7 protein-coding genes, 2 tRNA genes, 4 rRNA genes and 1 pseudogene are annotated in these 16,420 nt (G+C 55.8%); 8 read left to right on the plus strand and 6 right to left on the minus strand.

What is annotated here, in order from left to right; translation table 11 throughout:
• Positions 1 to 361 precede the first annotated feature (361 nt).
• From ACOYXH_RS26145 to rrf (ACOYXH_RS26170), 6 genes are all read left to right on the plus strand, one after another.
• Positions 362 to 1,898 (plus strand): 16S ribosomal RNA (locus ACOYXH_RS26145).
• A 162-nt stretch (positions 1,899 to 2,060) separates the two neighbouring features.
• Positions 2,061 to 2,137, plus strand: a tRNA-Ile gene (locus tag ACOYXH_RS26150).
• A gap of 30 nt (positions 2,138 to 2,167) precedes the next feature.
• Positions 2,168 to 2,243: transfer RNA gene (locus ACOYXH_RS26155), tRNA-Ala, on the plus strand.
• A gap of 246 nt (positions 2,244 to 2,489) precedes the next feature.
• Positions 2,490 to 5,383 (plus strand): 23S ribosomal RNA (locus ACOYXH_RS26160).
• Between the two features lie 151 nt (positions 5,384 to 5,534).
• A 5S ribosomal RNA gene (gene rrf, locus ACOYXH_RS26165) occupies positions 5,535 to 5,650 on the plus strand.
• Between the two features lie 105 nt (positions 5,651 to 5,755).
• Positions 5,756 to 5,871 (plus strand): 5S ribosomal RNA (rrf, locus tag ACOYXH_RS26170).
• Together the 16S, 23S and 5S rRNA genes with 2 tRNA genes alongside form the textbook arrangement of a ribosomal RNA operon.
• Positions 5,872 to 5,942: 71 nt before the next feature.
• Here rrf (ACOYXH_RS26170) and ACOYXH_RS26175 read toward each other — a convergent pair.
• A pseudogene (locus ACOYXH_RS26175) lies at positions 5,943 to 6,179 on the minus strand (PepSY domain-containing protein); the annotation flags it as partial.
• Between the two features lie 262 nt (positions 6,180 to 6,441).
• Between ACOYXH_RS26175 and ACOYXH_RS26180 the strand changes: the two are divergent.
• A complete protein-coding gene (locus ACOYXH_RS26180) occupies positions 6,442 to 8,322 on the plus strand; it encodes a methyl-accepting chemotaxis protein (RefSeq protein ID WP_095051117.1) in 1,881 nt (626 codons plus the stop codon).
• A 142-nt stretch (positions 8,323 to 8,464) separates the two neighbouring features.
• Here the strand turns inward: ACOYXH_RS26180 and ACOYXH_RS26185 are convergent, their stop codons facing one another.
• From ACOYXH_RS26185 to ACOYXH_RS26205, 5 genes are all read right to left on the minus strand, one after another.
• Positions 8,465 to 8,932, minus strand: coding sequence for an SRPBCC family protein (locus tag ACOYXH_RS26185; protein ID WP_095051118.1), 468 nt, complete (start codon positions 8,930 to 8,932; stop codon positions 8,465 to 8,467).
• A gap of 22 nt (positions 8,933 to 8,954) precedes the next feature.
• On the minus strand, positions 8,955 to 12,347 hold the full coding sequence (locus ACOYXH_RS26190) for an amino acid adenylation domain-containing protein (protein ID WP_320413712.1): 3,393 nt from the start codon (positions 12,345 to 12,347) through the stop codon (positions 8,955 to 8,957).
• A gap of 13 nt (positions 12,348 to 12,360) precedes the next feature.
• On the minus strand, positions 12,361 to 13,290 hold the full coding sequence (locus tag ACOYXH_RS26195) for a diiron oxygenase (protein WP_095126617.1): 930 nt from the start codon (positions 13,288 to 13,290) through the stop codon (positions 12,361 to 12,363).
• Positions 13,287 to 14,063 carry a DUF3050 domain-containing protein gene (locus tag ACOYXH_RS26200; protein WP_095051121.1) on the minus strand — a complete coding sequence of 259 codons (777 nt, stop codon included), beginning with the start codon at positions 14,061 to 14,063 and terminating at the stop codon, positions 13,287 to 13,289. The genes ACOYXH_RS26195 and ACOYXH_RS26200 overlap by 4 nt, the downstream gene beginning before the upstream one ends.
• 745 nt (positions 14,064 to 14,808) lie before the next feature.
• A complete protein-coding gene (locus tag ACOYXH_RS26205) occupies positions 14,809 to 15,519 on the minus strand; it encodes a GntR family transcriptional regulator (RefSeq protein WP_095126616.1) in 711 nt (236 codons plus the stop codon).
• A gap of 197 nt (positions 15,520 to 15,716) precedes the next feature.
• On the opposite strand from ACOYXH_RS26205, the gene lapG reads away from it, so the two are divergent.
• The gene (gene lapG / locus ACOYXH_RS26210; RefSeq protein ID WP_095113878.1) at positions 15,717 to 16,409 is read left to right on the plus strand and encodes a cysteine protease LapG; all 693 of its coding nucleotides are present in this window, start codon (positions 15,717 to 15,719) and stop codon (positions 16,407 to 16,409) included.
• Positions 16,410 to 16,420: the final 11 nt, after the last annotated feature.

The following is a 16,420-nucleotide window of genomic DNA, read 5'->3' on the forward strand; positions in this document are numbered from 1 at the left end:
GCCAAAAGGAAGTTGAAAAAGAGGTGTTGACAGCAGCGTGTAACGCTGTAGAATTCGCCTCCCGCTGACGAGAGATCGGAAGCGCAAGTGGTTGAAGTTGTTGAAGAATTCTTCGAAAACTTCTGAAAATAATCACTTGACAGCAAATGAGGCTGCTGTAGAATGCGCGCCTCGGTTGAGACGAAAGATCTTAACCAACCGCTCTTTAACAACTGAATCAAGCAATTCGTGTGGGTGCTTGTGGAGTCAGACTGATAGTCAACAAGATTATCAGCATCACAAGTTACTCCGCGAGAAATCAAAGATGTAACCAACGATTGCTGAGCCAAGTTTAGGGTTTCTTAAAAACCCAAAGATGTTTGAACTGAAGAGTTTGATCATGGCTCAGATTGAACGCTGGCGGCAGGCCTAACACATGCAAGTCGAGCGGATGAGAGGAGCTTGCTCCTGGATTCAGCGGCGGACGGGTGAGTAATGCCTAGGAATCTGCCTGGTAGTGGGGGACAACGTTTCGAAAGGAACGCTAATACCGCATACGTCCTACGGGAGAAAGCAGGGGACCTTCGGGCCTTGCGCTATCAGATGAGCCTAGGTCGGATTAGCTAGTTGGTGAGGTAATGGCTCACCAAGGCGACGATCCGTAACTGGTCTGAGAGGATGATCAGTCACACTGGAACTGAGACACGGTCCAGACTCCTACGGGAGGCAGCAGTGGGGAATATTGGACAATGGGCGAAAGCCTGATCCAGCCATGCCGCGTGTGTGAAGAAGGTCTTCGGATTGTAAAGCACTTTAAGTTGGGAGGAAGGGCAGTAAATTAATACTTTGCTGTTTTGACGTTACCGACAGAATAAGCACCGGCTAACTCTGTGCCAGCAGCCGCGGTAATACAGAGGGTGCAAGCGTTAATCGGAATTACTGGGCGTAAAGCGCGCGTAGGTGGTTCGTTAAGTTGGATGTGAAATCCCCGGGCTCAACCTGGGAACTGCATTCAAAACTGTCGAGCTAGAGTATGGTAGAGGGTGGTGGAATTTCCTGTGTAGCGGTGAAATGCGTAGATATAGGAAGGAACACCAGTGGCGAAGGCGACCACCTGGACTGATACTGACACTGAGGTGCGAAAGCGTGGGGAGCAAACAGGATTAGATACCCTGGTAGTCCACGCCGTAAACGATGTCAACTAGCCGTTGGGAGCCTTGAGCTCTTAGTGGCGCAGCTAACGCATTAAGTTGACCGCCTGGGGAGTACGGCCGCAAGGTTAAAACTCAAATGAATTGACGGGGGCCCGCACAAGCGGTGGAGCATGTGGTTTAATTCGAAGCAACGCGAAGAACCTTACCAGGCCTTGACATCCAATGAACTTTCCAGAGATGGATTGGTGCCTTCGGGAACATTGAGACAGGTGCTGCATGGCTGTCGTCAGCTCGTGTCGTGAGATGTTGGGTTAAGTCCCGTAACGAGCGCAACCCTTGTCCTTAGTTACCAGCACGTAATGGTGGGCACTCTAAGGAGACTGCCGGTGACAAACCGGAGGAAGGTGGGGATGACGTCAAGTCATCATGGCCCTTACGGCCTGGGCTACACACGTGCTACAATGGTCGGTACAAAGGGTTGCCAAGCCGCGAGGTGGAGCTAATCCCATAAAACCGATCGTAGTCCGGATCGCAGTCTGCAACTCGACTGCGTGAAGTCGGAATCGCTAGTAATCGTGAATCAGAATGTCACGGTGAATACGTTCCCGGGCCTTGTACACACCGCCCGTCACACCATGGGAGTGGGTTGCACCAGAAGTAGCTAGTCTAACCTTCGGGAGGACGGTTACCACGGTGTGATTCATGACTGGGGTGAAGTCGTAACAAGGTAGCCGTAGGGGAACCTGCGGCTGGATCACCTCCTTAATCGACGACATCAGCTGCTCCATAAGTTCCCACACGAATTGCTTGATTCATTGAAGAAGACGAAAGAAGCAGCCTGTATCGGTTTGTAGCTGAGTTGGTTAGAGCGTACCCCATGCTTTGTGGTTAAGAGCAGGGTGAGGTCGGCCTTAGTAGCTCGAAATTGGGTCTGTAGCTCAGTTGGTTAGAGCGCACCCCTGATAAGGGTGAGGTCGGCAGTTCGAATCTGCCCAGACCCACCAATTTTGTGTGGGAAACGCCTGTAGAAATACGGGGCCATAGCTCAGCTGGGAGAGCGCCTGCCTTGCACGCAGGAGGTCAACGGTTCGATCCCGTTTGGCTCCACCACTACTGCTTCTCTTGTATAAAGCTTAGAAATGAGCATTCCATCATGATGATGGTGAATGTTGATTTCTAGTCTTTGACTAGTTCGTTCTTTAAAAATTTGGGTATGTGATAGAAAGATAGACTGAACGTTACTTTCACTGGTAACGGATCAGGCTAAGGTAAAATTTGTGAGTTCTCTTAGTTGAGAAATTCGAATTTTCGGCGAATGTCGTCTTCACAGTATAACCAGATTGCTTGGGGTTATATGGTCAAGTGAAGAAGCGCATACGGTGGATGCCTTGGCAGTCAGAGGCGATGAAAGACGTGGTAGCCTGCGAAAAGCTTCGGGGAGTCGGCAAACAGACTTTGATCCGGAGATGTCTGAATGGGGGAACCCAGCCATCATAAGATGGTTATCTTGTACTGAATACATAGGTGCAAGAGGCGAACCAGGGGAACTGAAACATCTAAGTACCCTGAGGAAAAGAAATCAACCGAGATTCCCTTAGTAGTGGCGAGCGAACGGGGACTAGCCCTTAAGTGGCTTTGAGATTAGCGGAACGCTCTGGAAAGTGCGGCCATAGTGGGTGATAGCCCTGTACGCGAAAATCTCTTAGTCATGAAATCGAGTAGGACGGAGCACGAGAAACTTTGTCTGAATATGGGGGGACCATCCTCCAAGGCTAAATACTACTGACTGACCGATAGTGAACTAGTACCGTGAGGGAAAGGCGAAAAGAACCCCGGAGAGGGGAGTGAAATAGATCCTGAAACCGTATGCGTACAAGCAGTGGGAGCAGACTTTGTTCTGTGACTGCGTACCTTTTGTATAATGGGTCAGCGACTTATTTTCAGTGGCGAGCTTAACCGAATAGGGGAGGCGTAGCGAAAGCGAGTCTTAATAGGGCGTCTAGTCGCTGGGAATAGACCCGAAACCGGGCGATCTATCCATGGGCAGGTTGAAGGTTGGGTAACACTAACTGGAGGACCGAACCGACTACCGTTGAAAAGTTAGCGGATGACCTGTGGATCGGAGTGAAAGGCTAATCAAGCTCGGAGATAGCTGGTTCTCCTCGAAAGCTATTTAGGTAGCGCCTCATGTATCACTGTAGGGGGTAGAGCACTGTTTCGGCTAGGGGGTCATCCCGACTTACCAAACCGATGCAAACTCCGAATACCTACAAGTGCCGAGCATGGGAGACACACGGCGGGTGCTAACGTCCGTCGTGAAAAGGGAAACAACCCAGACCGTCAGCTAAGGTCCCAAAGTTATGGTTAAGTGGGAAACGATGTGGGAAGGCTTAGACAGCTAGGAGGTTGGCTTAGAAGCAGCCACCCTTTAAAGAAAGCGTAATAGCTCACTAGTCGAGTCGGCCTGCGCGGAAGATGTAACGGGGCTCAAACCATACACCGAAGCTACGGGTATCATCTTCGGATGATGCGGTAGAGGAGCGTTCTGTAAGCCTGTGAAGGTGAGTTGAGAAGCTTGCTGGAGGTATCAGAAGTGCGAATGCTGACATGAGTAACGACAATGGGTGTGAAAAACACCCACGCCGAAAGACCAAGGTTTCCTGCGCAACGTTAATCGACGCAGGGTTAGTCGGTCCCTAAGGCGAGGCTGAAAAGCGTAGTCGATGGAAAACAGGTTAATATTCCTGTACTTCTGGTTATTGCGATGGAGGGACGGAGAAGGCTAGGCCAGCTTGGCGTTGGTTGTCCAAGTTTAAGGTGGTAGGCTGAGATCTTAGGTAAATCCGGGATCTTAAGGCCGAGAGCTGATGACGAGTGTTCTTTTAGAACACGAAGTGGTTGATGCCATGCTTCCAAGAAAAGCTTCTAAGCTTCAGGTAACCAGGAACCGTACCCCAAACCGACACAGGTGGTTGGGTAGAGAATACCAAGGCGCTTGAGAGAACTCGGGTGAAGGAACTAGGCAAAATGGCACCGTAACTTCGGGAGAAGGTGCGCCGGTGAGGGTGAAGGACTTGCTCCGTAAGCTCATGCCGGTCGAAGATACCAGGCCGCTGCGACTGTTTATTAAAAACACAGCACTCTGCAAACACGAAAGTGGACGTATAGGGTGTGACGCCTGCCCGGTGCCGGAAGGTTAATTGATGGGGTTAGCTAACGCGAAGCTCTTGATCGAAGCCCCGGTAAACGGCGGCCGTAACTATAACGGTCCTAAGGTAGCGAAATTCCTTGTCGGGTAAGTTCCGACCTGCACGAATGGCGTAACGATGGCGGCGCTGTCTCCACCCGAGACTCAGTGAAATTGAAATCGCTGTGAAGATGCAGTGTATCCGCGGCTAGACGGAAAGACCCCGTGAACCTTTACTATAGCTTTGCACTGGACTTTGAATTTGCTTGTGTAGGATAGGTGGGAGGCTTTGAAGCGTGGACGCCAGTTCGCGTGGAGCCATCCTTGAAATACCACCCTGGCAACTTTGAGGTTCTAACTCAGGTCCGTTATCCGGATCGAGGACAGTGTATGGTGGGTAGTTTGACTGGGGCGGTCTCCTCCTAAAGAGTAACGGAGGAGTACGAAGGTGCGCTCAGACCGGTCGGAAATCGGTCGTAGAGTATAAAGGCAAAAGCGCGCTTGACTGCGAGACAGACACGTCGAGCAGGTACGAAAGTAGGTCTTAGTGATCCGGTGGTTCTGTATGGAAGGGCCATCGCTCAACGGATAAAAGGTACTCCGGGGATAACAGGCTGATACCGCCCAAGAGTTCATATCGACGGCGGTGTTTGGCACCTCGATGTCGGCTCATCACATCCTGGGGCTGAAGCCGGTCCCAAGGGTATGGCTGTTCGCCATTTAAAGTGGTACGCGAGCTGGGTTTAGAACGTCGTGAGACAGTTCGGTCCCTATCTGCCGTGGACGTTTGAGATTTGAGAGGGGCTGCTCCTAGTACGAGAGGACCGGAGTGGACGAACCTCTGGTGTTCCGGTTGTCACGCCAGTGGCATTGCCGGGTAGCTATGTTCGGGAAAGATAACCGCTGAAAGCATCTAAGCGGGAAACTTGCCTCAAGATGAGATCTCACTGGAACCTTGAGTTCCCTGAAGGGCCGTCGAAGACTACGACGTTGATAGGTTGGGTGTGTAAGCGCTGTGAGGCGTTGAGCTAACCAATACTAATTGCCCGTGAGGCTTGACCATATAACACCCAAGCAATTTGCGTCGAAGAGACCAGATTGCGGTGTGTGAAGACGAAACGAACCGAAAGTTCGATGTTCACAAACACCGAAAGCTATCACATACCCAATTTGCTGAAGCGAGGCCACAAGGCCACGAGTCAGTACCCGAATTTCTTGACGACCATAGAGCGTTGGAACCACCTGATCCCATCCCGAACTCAGCAGTGAAACGATGCATCGCCGATGGTAGTGTGGGGTTTCCCCATGTGAGAGTAGGTCATCGTCAAGATTAAATTCCGAAACCCCAATTGCGAAAGCAGTTGGTGTTTTGTTTTAGTAGAAGTAACTGTTTTTGCTGGCTCGTTACCGTGTTGACGGGCCAGATAAAGAATTTCTTGACGACCATAGAGCGTTGGAACCACCTGATCCCATCCCGAACTCAGCAGTGAAACGATGCATCGCCGATGGTAGTGTGGGGTTTCCCCATGTGAGAGTAGGTCATCGTCAAGATTAAATTCCGAAACCCCTGTCTGCTAACGCAGACAGGGGTTTTGTCATTTCAGGGCCTGCAAAACCGATGATCAGAAAGCTTTACGTGTCTTGCTGATACGTCGGGCCTGCCATTTGCGCCACCAGATGTAGACGCCAGTCCCCGACAAGTCTGCAATCAAAGCGGCTAGCACCGTGATCATCACTTACCCCTTAACACCAATGATTCGACCTCCATGTAACGGCACCTGCAACCGGTAAAACTGCTCTCCCAACGTCCCCTGCCCAGCAATCTCCTGCCCTGACAAGCGCCCGTCCGTACCATGAAATCACAACCAGAATTTGCAATTGCCGCTCCAACATTGCTCCTGAAAAACACCGTGACGAACGCTCTGGCACGCCGTTGGGCGGGAATCTGGCAGAAATACCATCCATTTCCTGTGTGGCCCTAAGATTTCTCCGACACGTGCCGACAGACTGGTGAGACATGCGTGCACCAAAGTAGAGCGGCTAGTAGAACGCTGCCTGCACTGTACATGGAATGTTGCATCCGGAACGCATCCCCACTTTTGGCATAAGAAGTCCCATGAAATGAATCTCAAGTTCAGCCATAAAATCCTGTTGGCCGCCTCGGGCGTCGTGGTCCTGGCGTTCGCGCTGTTCACCCTCTACAACGACTATCTGCAGCGAAACACCATTCGCCAGAACCTCCAGTCTTCCGTGCAGCAGGCCGGTGATCTGACCGCCAGCAGCGTGCAGAACTGGATGAGCGGGCGGATTCTGGTGCTGGAAAACCTCGCGCAGAACGTTGCCCATCAGGGCAAGGACGCGGATTTCCCGGGCCTGGTCGATCAACCAGCGTTCACCTCGAACTTCCAGTTCACCTATGTCGGTCAGGCCAACGGTGTATTCACCCAGCGCCCTGACGCGAAGATGCCGGACGGCTATGACCCGCGTCAGCGCCCTTGGTACAAGCAAGCAGTCGCTGCCGACAAAACCATGCTGACGCCGCCGTACATGGCGGCCGTCGGTGGCTTGGTGGTAACCATCGCCATGCCGGTGAAAAAGAACGGCGAACTGCTCGGCGTCGTCGGTGGTGACCTGAGCCTGGAAACCCTGGTGAAGATCATCAACTCGGTGGACTTCGGTGGCCTTGGCCATGCGTTTCTGGTCAGCGCCGACGGTCAGGTGATCGTCAGCCCGGACAAAGATCAGGTCATGAAAAACCTGAAAGACATCTACCCGAACACCAGCGTGCGCATCGAGAAGGGCAACCAGAACGTCGTGCTCAACGGTCAGGAACGTATTCTGTCGTTTACCCCGGTCAGCGATCTGCCGAATGCGCAGTGGTACATCGGTCTGTCGATCGATCGCGATAAAGCCTACGCCGCACTCAGCCAATTCCGCACCTCGGCGCTGATCGCGATGTTTGTTGCTGTGGCTGCGATTGCGCTGCTGCTTAGCCTGTTGATCAATGTGTTGATGCGTCCGCTGACCACCATGGGTCGTGCGATGCAGGACATCGCTCAGGGTGAAGGCGATCTGACCCGTCGTCTGGTGGTTGAGAGCAAAGACGAATTCGGTGAATTGGGCAGCGCATTCAACCAGTTCGTTGAACGGATTCACGCGTCGATTTCCGAAGTGTCCTCGGCAACCCGCCACGTGCATGACTTGTCGCAGCGCGTGATGGCGTCGTCCAACGCTTCGATCGTCGGTTCTGACGAACAAAGCGCGCGCACCAACAGCGTGGCTGCCGCTATTAACGAGCTGGGCGCCGCCACTCAGGAAATTGCGCGCAACGCCGCCGATGCTTCGCAACACGCCAGCGGCGCCAGCGAGCAGGCTGATGACGGTCGTCAGGTGGTCGAGCAGACGATTCAAGCGATGACAGAGTTGTCGCAGAAGATCAGCCTGTCGTGCACGCAGATCGAAACCCTGAACGCCAGCACCGACAACATCGGCCACATCCTCGATGTGATCAAAGGGATTTCGCAGCAGACCAACCTGCTGGCACTTAACGCCGCAATCGAAGCGGCGCGTGCCGGTGAAGCCGGACGTGGTTTTGCCGTGGTGGCGGACGAGGTGCGAAACCTTGCCCATCGCACCCAGGAGTCGGCGGAAGAGATCCACAAAATGATCACGTCGTTGCAGATCGGTTCGCGGGAAGCGGTGACCACGATGAACGCCAGTCAGGTGTCCAGCGAGCAGAGCGTGGAAGTGGCCAATCAGGCCGGTTTGCGTCTGGTCAGCGTGACTCAACGCATCGGTGAAATCGACGGCATGAACCAATCGGTGGCAGCGGCCACTGAAGAGCAGACCGCGGTTGTGGAAACCCTCAACGTCGACGTTAACCAGATCAACCTGCTGAACCAGCAGAGCGTCGCCAACCTCAATGAAACGTTGAAGGATTGTGATGCGTTGTCGCAGCAGGCCAATCGTCTGAAGCAGTTGGTCGACAGCTTCAAGATCTGACCTGAAGTCAGACCGCGTTATCGTTTATCGCGAGCAGGCTCACTCCTACAAATTAACCGGGCTCCATCTGAAGGAACCCGATCAACTGTAGGAGTGAGCCTGCTCGCGATAGCGATCTAGAACTCCCCGCCAAGCTCAAGCCTTAAACAAACAGCTTCAGCACATTCCCCATCGCATCATCCGCAAACCCCTGCACAAAATCCTTGAACCCTGGCAGTGCCTCTTCACCGCCCGAAGCCGGCTCGGCAATGATCGTCCACGTCGCCCGAGACTTACCCGCGCCCAGCGATTCGACATTCATCGCCGCCCACAGATTCGCCACCCCCAACGTGTTGTAAATCGTCGTCCAGGTCATGCTTCGGGCCTGCTCATCGCGGGAGTTGAGTTGCTCGACCACCACGTTGCCATCCTTAAAGCATTTCTTGCGCAGCGAGGACACGCCCTCGCCGATTGTTTCGATGTGCGACAGCGCCGGAATGAAACGGTCGAATCCGCCGAAATCGCCGACCACCGCCCAGACCTGCGCCGCGTCTGCTGGCACTTCTACCGAAGACACTACGTGGCAGCCATGCGGGTTTTTGATCAGGGTGTCGGGTTGCAGAGTGCTCATGGTGTTGCTCCTGTTTGATGGATCAGATGAAGTTGATTTCTTTCAGGTAATCGCAGCCACGACGCAGCAGTGCCGGGGATTTCTGTGGGTAGTGCGCGCCCATCAACTGCACGCCGGCCTCAGCGTTGGCATGGCCAATCAGGGAGATGTCGCCGATGTCTTCTTCGAAGCCGTTGAGGTAGAAACCGAGCACGCCGAACAGCGCGTTGTCGGCATCGACACGCCCGAGCTGCTGCTGCCAGTCGGCGACGCTGACCAGTGCGAACTTGCTGCCGGTTTCGCGGAACGAAGCGACGTAGGCATCCCAGCTCAATGGCTCGGGGTTATGCAGGTTGAACACTGCACGTTCGGGTGAATAACGGCTGGCGTGGAAGGCAATGAAGCGGGCAAGAAAGTCCACTGGCATCAGGTCGAAATTCAGCGCGAAGGCCGGCACCTGGCCGAGCTGGATCGAGCCTTTGAGCATCAGCATCAAACGGTTTTTGTGCGGCTGACAAACACCGCTGAGGCTGTTGAAACTAATGTTGCCGGGGCGATACAGATTGACCCGTACACCGCGTTCCCGCGCCCGTTCTAGGATGCGTTCGCCGACCCATTTCGACAGGTTGTAGCCGTTGCGGATGTAGATCGGTGGGGTCGTGGCGGCTGGCAGTTCCAGCACCCGTCCAGCATCGTCCACCGTGCTGGAAGCCGACAGCGTCGAGACGAAGTTGAAAACCTTTTTGCTCTGCCCTTCGCACAAGCGCAGCAGGGCGAAAATCGGTTCGACGTTGTCCGCCGCCAGCGACTCGTAATCGAGTACGTGATTGACGTTAGCGGCATTGTGCACCAGTGCGCCGAACTCGCGATCCAGGCGCTGATAGTCGTCGTCATTCAGGCCCAACTGCGGGCGCGTAATATCCGCCGCGTAAACCCGCACGCGACTCAGATCCAGATGCTCCAGGCGGTTTTCACGCAGTGACTCGGCAAAGCGTTGCGCCGCAGTTTTACCGCCGCCGTCGCGCACCAGACACGCCACTTCGCTGGCGCCCCAACCGAGCAGCGCCTCAACGATGTGCACGCCGACAAAACTATTGGCGCCGGTTACGATGACTTTATGCACATCGCCCATGTGGCTGATCGGCAGTGGCTCGATTTCCAGTGCACGCTCGGCGTCGGCCATGGCCTGGGCGCTGAGTACGGCGCTGTCATCGGTGCCGCGTACCAGCGTTGCCAGTTTGATGATGGTCGGCAGTTCGATGAAGCGGTTGATCGAAATGCTACGCCCGAACTCCTCACGCAAACGCAGCAACATGCGCGAGAGCAGAATCGAGTGGCCACCAAGATTGAAGAAGCTTTCGTCAGTGGAAATGTCGCTGCTCGGCAGCTCCAGCAACTCCGCCCAGATCTCCAGCAACAGCGCTTCATCGGCATTCACCGGCAGGCATTTCGGCCCGTTGTCCTGCACGCTCACTGGCAGTTCCAGCAGTGCTTTGCGATCGACTTTGCCGTTGCTGGCGAACGGCATGCTCGCCAGCTCGGTCCACGCCACCGGTTGCATGTAGTCCGGCAAAAACTGTCTGGCGTGGGCTTTCAGCGCGTCGCGTGCGGTGTCCGATTGCGCTTGTGCGAGGAACGCGAGAATGCGCCGCTGACTGTCGATCACCACCGCCATTTGCCGGTACAACTGGCTCTCGCGCAGGCAGCGCTCGATCTCTTCCGGCTCGACCCGGAAGCCACGGATTTTTACCTGATTGTCGCGCCGCCCGCACAGTTCGATACCGTGCTCGCCCCACCTGGCCATGTCGCCGCTGCGGTAGGCGCGCAGCGTTTGGCCGTCCGGCAATTGCAGGGTCAGATAACGCTCGGCGGTCTGCTGCGGATTGTTCAGATAACCGAGGCAAACACCGGGGCCGATGATGAACAATTCGCCGACGGTGTGCTCCGCCACCGGTTGCAAATCGTCATCGAGAATCAGCACTTGGCTGTTGGCGATTGGTGCCCCGAGGGTGCGGTTACTGTCGCCCGGTTTGAGCTGGCGCGCGGTGATCAGTACGGTGGCTTCGGTCGGGCCGTAAAGGTTGTGCAGTGTGCCTTGACGGGTCAGTTGCTCAATGACAAACGGCTCGCAGACATCGCCGCCGGTCATCACTTGCACGCCTTCCAGTTGCTCCAGCGGCAGGATGCTCAACAGCGCCGGTGGCAGGAATGCGTGGGTCAGGTGTCGGCGGCGGATCAACGCGACCAGTTGCAATGGATCGCGCCGTTGCGTGTCGTCCGGCACCACCAGTTCGGCACCTTCCAGCAGGGTCGGGAAGATGTCGATCAGTGACGAATCGAAGCTCAGCGACGAGAACTGCAAGACCCGACTCTCGGCCTGCAATTGCACGTAATCGGCGTACCACGCGGTGAAGTGCGCGAGGTTGGCCTGACTGAGCAACACGCCTTTCGGATGTCCGGTGGTGCCCGAGGTATAGAGCGCCATGCACGGTGCATCAAGGTCGGGACGGCGGCGCATTAGCGGTTGGCTGAGATCTGCCTCTGAGCTGTCGATGCGGCTGACGTCCAGCCCCGCCATGGATGCGCTGAGCGGATGCTCGCCATCATGCAGCAACAGCAGCGCGCCAGCATTTTGCAGAATGTATTGCTGACGCTGTAACGGATGACTCGGCTCCAGCGGCAGATACACCGCGCCGCTGCCGAGGATCGCCAGAATCGAGGCGAACAGCGCCGGGCTTTTTGGCAGGCAAATGCCGACCACCCACGGTTTTGGCTGTTGCTCGAGCAAGGGCAGCAACCGCTGCTGAAGCGCACGACTGTGAGCGTGCAGTTGGCGATAGCTGATCGACTGTTCGGCGATGTGTAGCGCCGGGCGTTCAGCGTGGTGGATCAAGCTTCGTTGCAGGCGCTCGATCACCGGGATCTGCGCCTCTTCCAGCAGTGTGAGATTGGTCGTGTCGTTGCGGCGATGGACGTAAGCCAGGCTGTCGAGGAACAGCAGGTTTTCCATTCTCTCGAAATCCGGCGCAGTCACTGACGCGGCCTGCTGCAGATAGTCAGCATCACGGGAGAAGCGGCTGACCAGCAACGCCACTTCATCGACCACCTGCGTCAGCACCCGTTGCCGCAGCGCCTGCCCATTGCCGGACGGCTCATCGCCAATCGGCACGCGGCTGATCAGTGACGAGCCAAGGAAACACAGCAAATCGAGTGTCGGCAAACCGGCATGGCTCTGCACGCCGACACCCAAACGCAGATGCAGGTGCGGGATCGAGCAGAAATCGCCGGCGCCGATAAAACCATCGTCGATGATCAGATCCACCGTCGCTGCACCGGCAGCGCTGCGCTGCAATGAGTGACCGTGTTGTTCCAGTTCCTGCGCCAGGTCGGTCATCGCCTGGCTGGCGCCAATCAGCAAAATGTCGAGACGTTTCATGTCGGCCTCCTCATCAAACCAGGTAATCGCGTAACGCGTGCTGCACGCACGGCGTGTCGAGCAGCGAGCTGTTGTGGAAGAACTTGACGATGTTGCCCACCAGCGGATGGTGGCGATTGATCGGGAACGCGAGCCCGGCCATCTCGTCCCTGAGCGAGCGGCGGGTGGTCTCGCTGACCGGCAGTGCGTCGATCAGGCGCAGGTCGAAGGCTTTCTGGATGTCGTTGGTCAGGTAATGGCCGATGAACACCGGCAGAATCTGCGCGATGGTTTCGCGATCCGCCGCGTTGGCGGTGTGCCAATAGATGCGCACCATCCGCGCCCAGAAACTCGAATGGCGACCTTCATCGAGCAAGTGATCGGCCATCAGGCCTTTGATCGACGGCTTGACCGTGTCGTCGCGTGCGAACGCCGCGACATCACCGGTCACGGTGTTTTCGGCGATGGCCACGCAGATCAATTCGACCGCGCTGCGCAGGTGCTCTGGCGCCAGCGCTACTGCCGCAGGAATCGCCCGGCTCAGTTCGATTTCATCGGGGAGCTGAATCGGTTCGATGCCGGTCATCGCCACTGTTTGCTGCATGAAATCCATCGCCACGAGGGCGTGGTAATCCTCGTCGACCACCACGGTCATCGCGTCGTAACGACAGGCAAACGGGAAGGCCACGGCGAAGCGATTCTTGGCGATGCTGCGCGCGGTCTTGTCGACGATCTCGGTCTCGAAAATCACCACGTCGTTGATGAATTTGTACAGCGTCTGTACCAAGGCGAAATCACGCTGTTGCGGGCACTCGCGCAGGAAGGTTTCGCTGAGTACCAGCGGCTGACGACTGAGCGGATAGATCAGCCGTTCGTCGTCTTCGAGTACGCGTCGCGGGCGGGTGCGGATGGTCGCGCGATTCTCCCAGGCGTCGGCAAAGGATTGATAGTCAGCAGCGTTCATTGGGTCACCTCTGCCAACGGCTCGCGCATGCTTACGCGCAGGCCGTCCCACAAGGCGATACGGCTTTCCACGGCGGCAATGGCGCTGGCGTAGACCTCGGCTTCACGTTGCGGGTCGCCGTCGACCAGGCGCTCGAGCAGGTGTTCGGCCGCCGGGCCGTGGTCTTCGGAGTCGACCTCGATGTGCCGTTCCAGGTAATAGCGAAAGGTCGGCGCCTGTTCGATACCGATGCCCCAGTCGTCAAGAATGCGCTGGAACATGGTCGGGATCACGCTCTCGCGACCATGCAGAAACGCCGCCGCCACGCTGTGTCCCGGAGCATGCAGGGCGGTACGCAAAGTATCGCGGACAAACTGCGCGGCAGCCGGATCAACCTCGACGCTTTGCAGCGCGACGTCATAGCTCACGCCTTCCTGTTGCAGGGCGACAAAGCGCTCTACGGCGGTGGTACTCGCGCCGATTTCGCGCATCGCATCCAAGTACAACTCGAAATGGCTGTAATGCCCCTCGGTCAGGCGATCATCCGATTCTTCACCGAGAACGATCTCGTTGATCAACCGCGCGGCGTGAGGGTCACGCGGCGGTAGCCAGGGCAAACGCGTGCAGGTCAGTTCCTGCTGCAGGCGTTTGGTCAGCGACATGAAATCCCACACGGCAAATACATGGGTTTCCATGAAACGACGCAATACCGATAACGACGTGATCTCGGAAAAGATCGGGTGAATGCTAAGTTCGGCTTTCTTCAGGGTGAGTTGGTGCTTAGTGGGCATCATGATGTCCTTTATCGTTGATATTAAATGGAACTGCTCTGCAACTGCGCAATCAATGGAATTACGACTTACTTGTTTTCTGTCGACGGACGACAGCCTTCCTTCCTGATAGGTAAGTGCGGATCGATATACCTTTGACATGACTTCATGTCTGCCCATAAAGCGCTGCTGCTGCTCCGCAGGCATTGGGCTGCTGCCGAGGTGAAGGGTGAAGTTCAAACTTGGCGAAGAAAAGCTAATACACCGACAAAGTGTTTAACAAGTATATTTTTAATTATTTTAAGTTAGCTGTTTTTTGAAGTTGAGTTGTTCCAATAAAACTTTCAAATAAAGTTTTATTTGGGCGTAGTTGCTCCTTTCGGCGAATAACGGCCAAAATTGCTCAAGAAGAGTGAATGCCTCACTCGAAGCAACTTTCCAGTAATAAGAGTTGAATGATTTAAAAGGGGCGGAAGTTGGCCGTGACCCCGCGCCATGACTTCCTTTTTCCCGTGGCAAGGCTCCTTCCGTAGGTTCCTGGTGCGGGGACTGCGCCGGCAGGGCGGCGCGTCGCCCGTTCTTTATGGGGTGGCGGCTCAAGAGTGCGGGTAAATTTGCGCCACGGCTATGACCGATTCATCAGCGGTAACTTGCAAATATCGGACTGAACGGCGCAGGGAGGTTAGAGCGGACATGTGGATCCGCCCAGCAGAGGGCTGGCGGATCGCTTGGGGATTTGTAAGCGGGTGATTCGCGGGGCGGTGCGCGCTCAGCGCGCAGCTTGGCGGTTTTGCGCGGCAGGGGTAGCGAGATAACGAGTAATCACTTCGACACCGCGATTGAGGTGCTGCTCGAGGAGTTTGATCGACAGTTCAGTGTCGCGATCCAGCACGGCTTGCAACATCGCCCGATGATCGTCCTGGGACAATTTGCCCAGGCCCATGGCCTCAAGGTTGAAGCGCAGAAAACGCTCCTCTTCGTTTAGCCCGTCTTCAACCAGTCGCAGTAAGCGTTGGTTGGGCGCCTTGCTGTACAGGGCCATGTGGAACAAACGGTTGAGTCGGCCGATTTCCGTGTAGTCGTGTTGCGCCTCGAGCTCTTCGATGTACCCGGCTGCGCGTGCGTGGTCGGCAGCGGTCAGCAGCGGAATCGATTGCCGCATGGCTTCGGATTCGAGCAGGATGCGCAGCTCGTAGGTTTCGGTAGCATCACCCTGAATCAATGGCGCAACCACTGCACCTTTATGCGTAGTAACGCTCAGCAGTTCTTGGGCTTCGAGCTGGCGCAACGCTTCGCGCACCGGCATGCGGCTGACACCGAAAAGGTCGGCCAGATCCTGCTGGCGCAGCGCCGTGCCACAGGGCAGACGACCGTCGAGGATTGCTGAGCGCAGGGTTTCTTCGATCACCGAACGGGCCAGATGAGCAGGAATCGGTCCATCGACTTTAATGCTGTGCAACGGTTTGGGCTTCTGTGTCACGACTACGCACCCTGTATGTCGGCCTGGTTTGGATCCAAATGACACTAGTGATTGCTCTACAGGTTGTCAAACCTTGTAAAACATCGCTGTGCCAACTGAAGTTTAGCGTGCCGAGTATGATCTCATGGTGCCATTGTTTTTTGTCGGGCTAAGCTTCACCATCAAACGCTTTCCTTCCTGCCCCCTGGAAACCTGCTGTGGCGGTACGTTTCGCGATCCCCCGGACTCTGCGCTGGCTAGGCTGCGCACTGCTGCTGGCCGGCGTCATGCTGGGCGGTCTGCATGCCGATTGGGATTTTTCCACGATCAGCCGCAAAGCCACGGCACTCTACGGGCCGCTGGGTGCCGGCCAGCAGCGCATTGATGCCTGGCAGAATCTGTTGGCCACGCAGAAACAGGTCAGCGAGATGGAAAAGCTCAAAGTGGTGAACCTGTTCTTCAACAAACAGGTGCGCTATGTCGAAGACATCGATCTGTGGCACGAGGTCGATTACTGGGAAACGCCGATCGAGGCGCTGTGGAAGGGCGCCGGCGACTGCGAAGACTATGCGATCGCCAAGTATTTCAGCTTGCGTCACCTCGGGGTTTCCAGTGACAAGCTGCGCATTACTTATGTCAAAGCGTTGCGCCAGAACCGCGCGCATATGGTCCTGACTTACTATGCCACCCCCGATGCCATGCCTCTGGTGCTCGACAGCCTGATCGATCCGATCCAGCCGGCGTCGCAGCGAACCGATTTGCTGCCGGTCTACTCTTTTAATGCTGAAGGGTTGTACCTGCCAGGCGCCAAGGGCAACAAGAAGGTCGGAGATACCAAACGCCTGTCACGCTGGCAGGATGTGTTGAAGAAAATGCAGGCCGAAGGTTTCCCGGTCGAAACGACTAACTAGGAGCATGCGCT

This window comes from Pseudomonas sp. Mb7, from assembly GCF_054790525.1.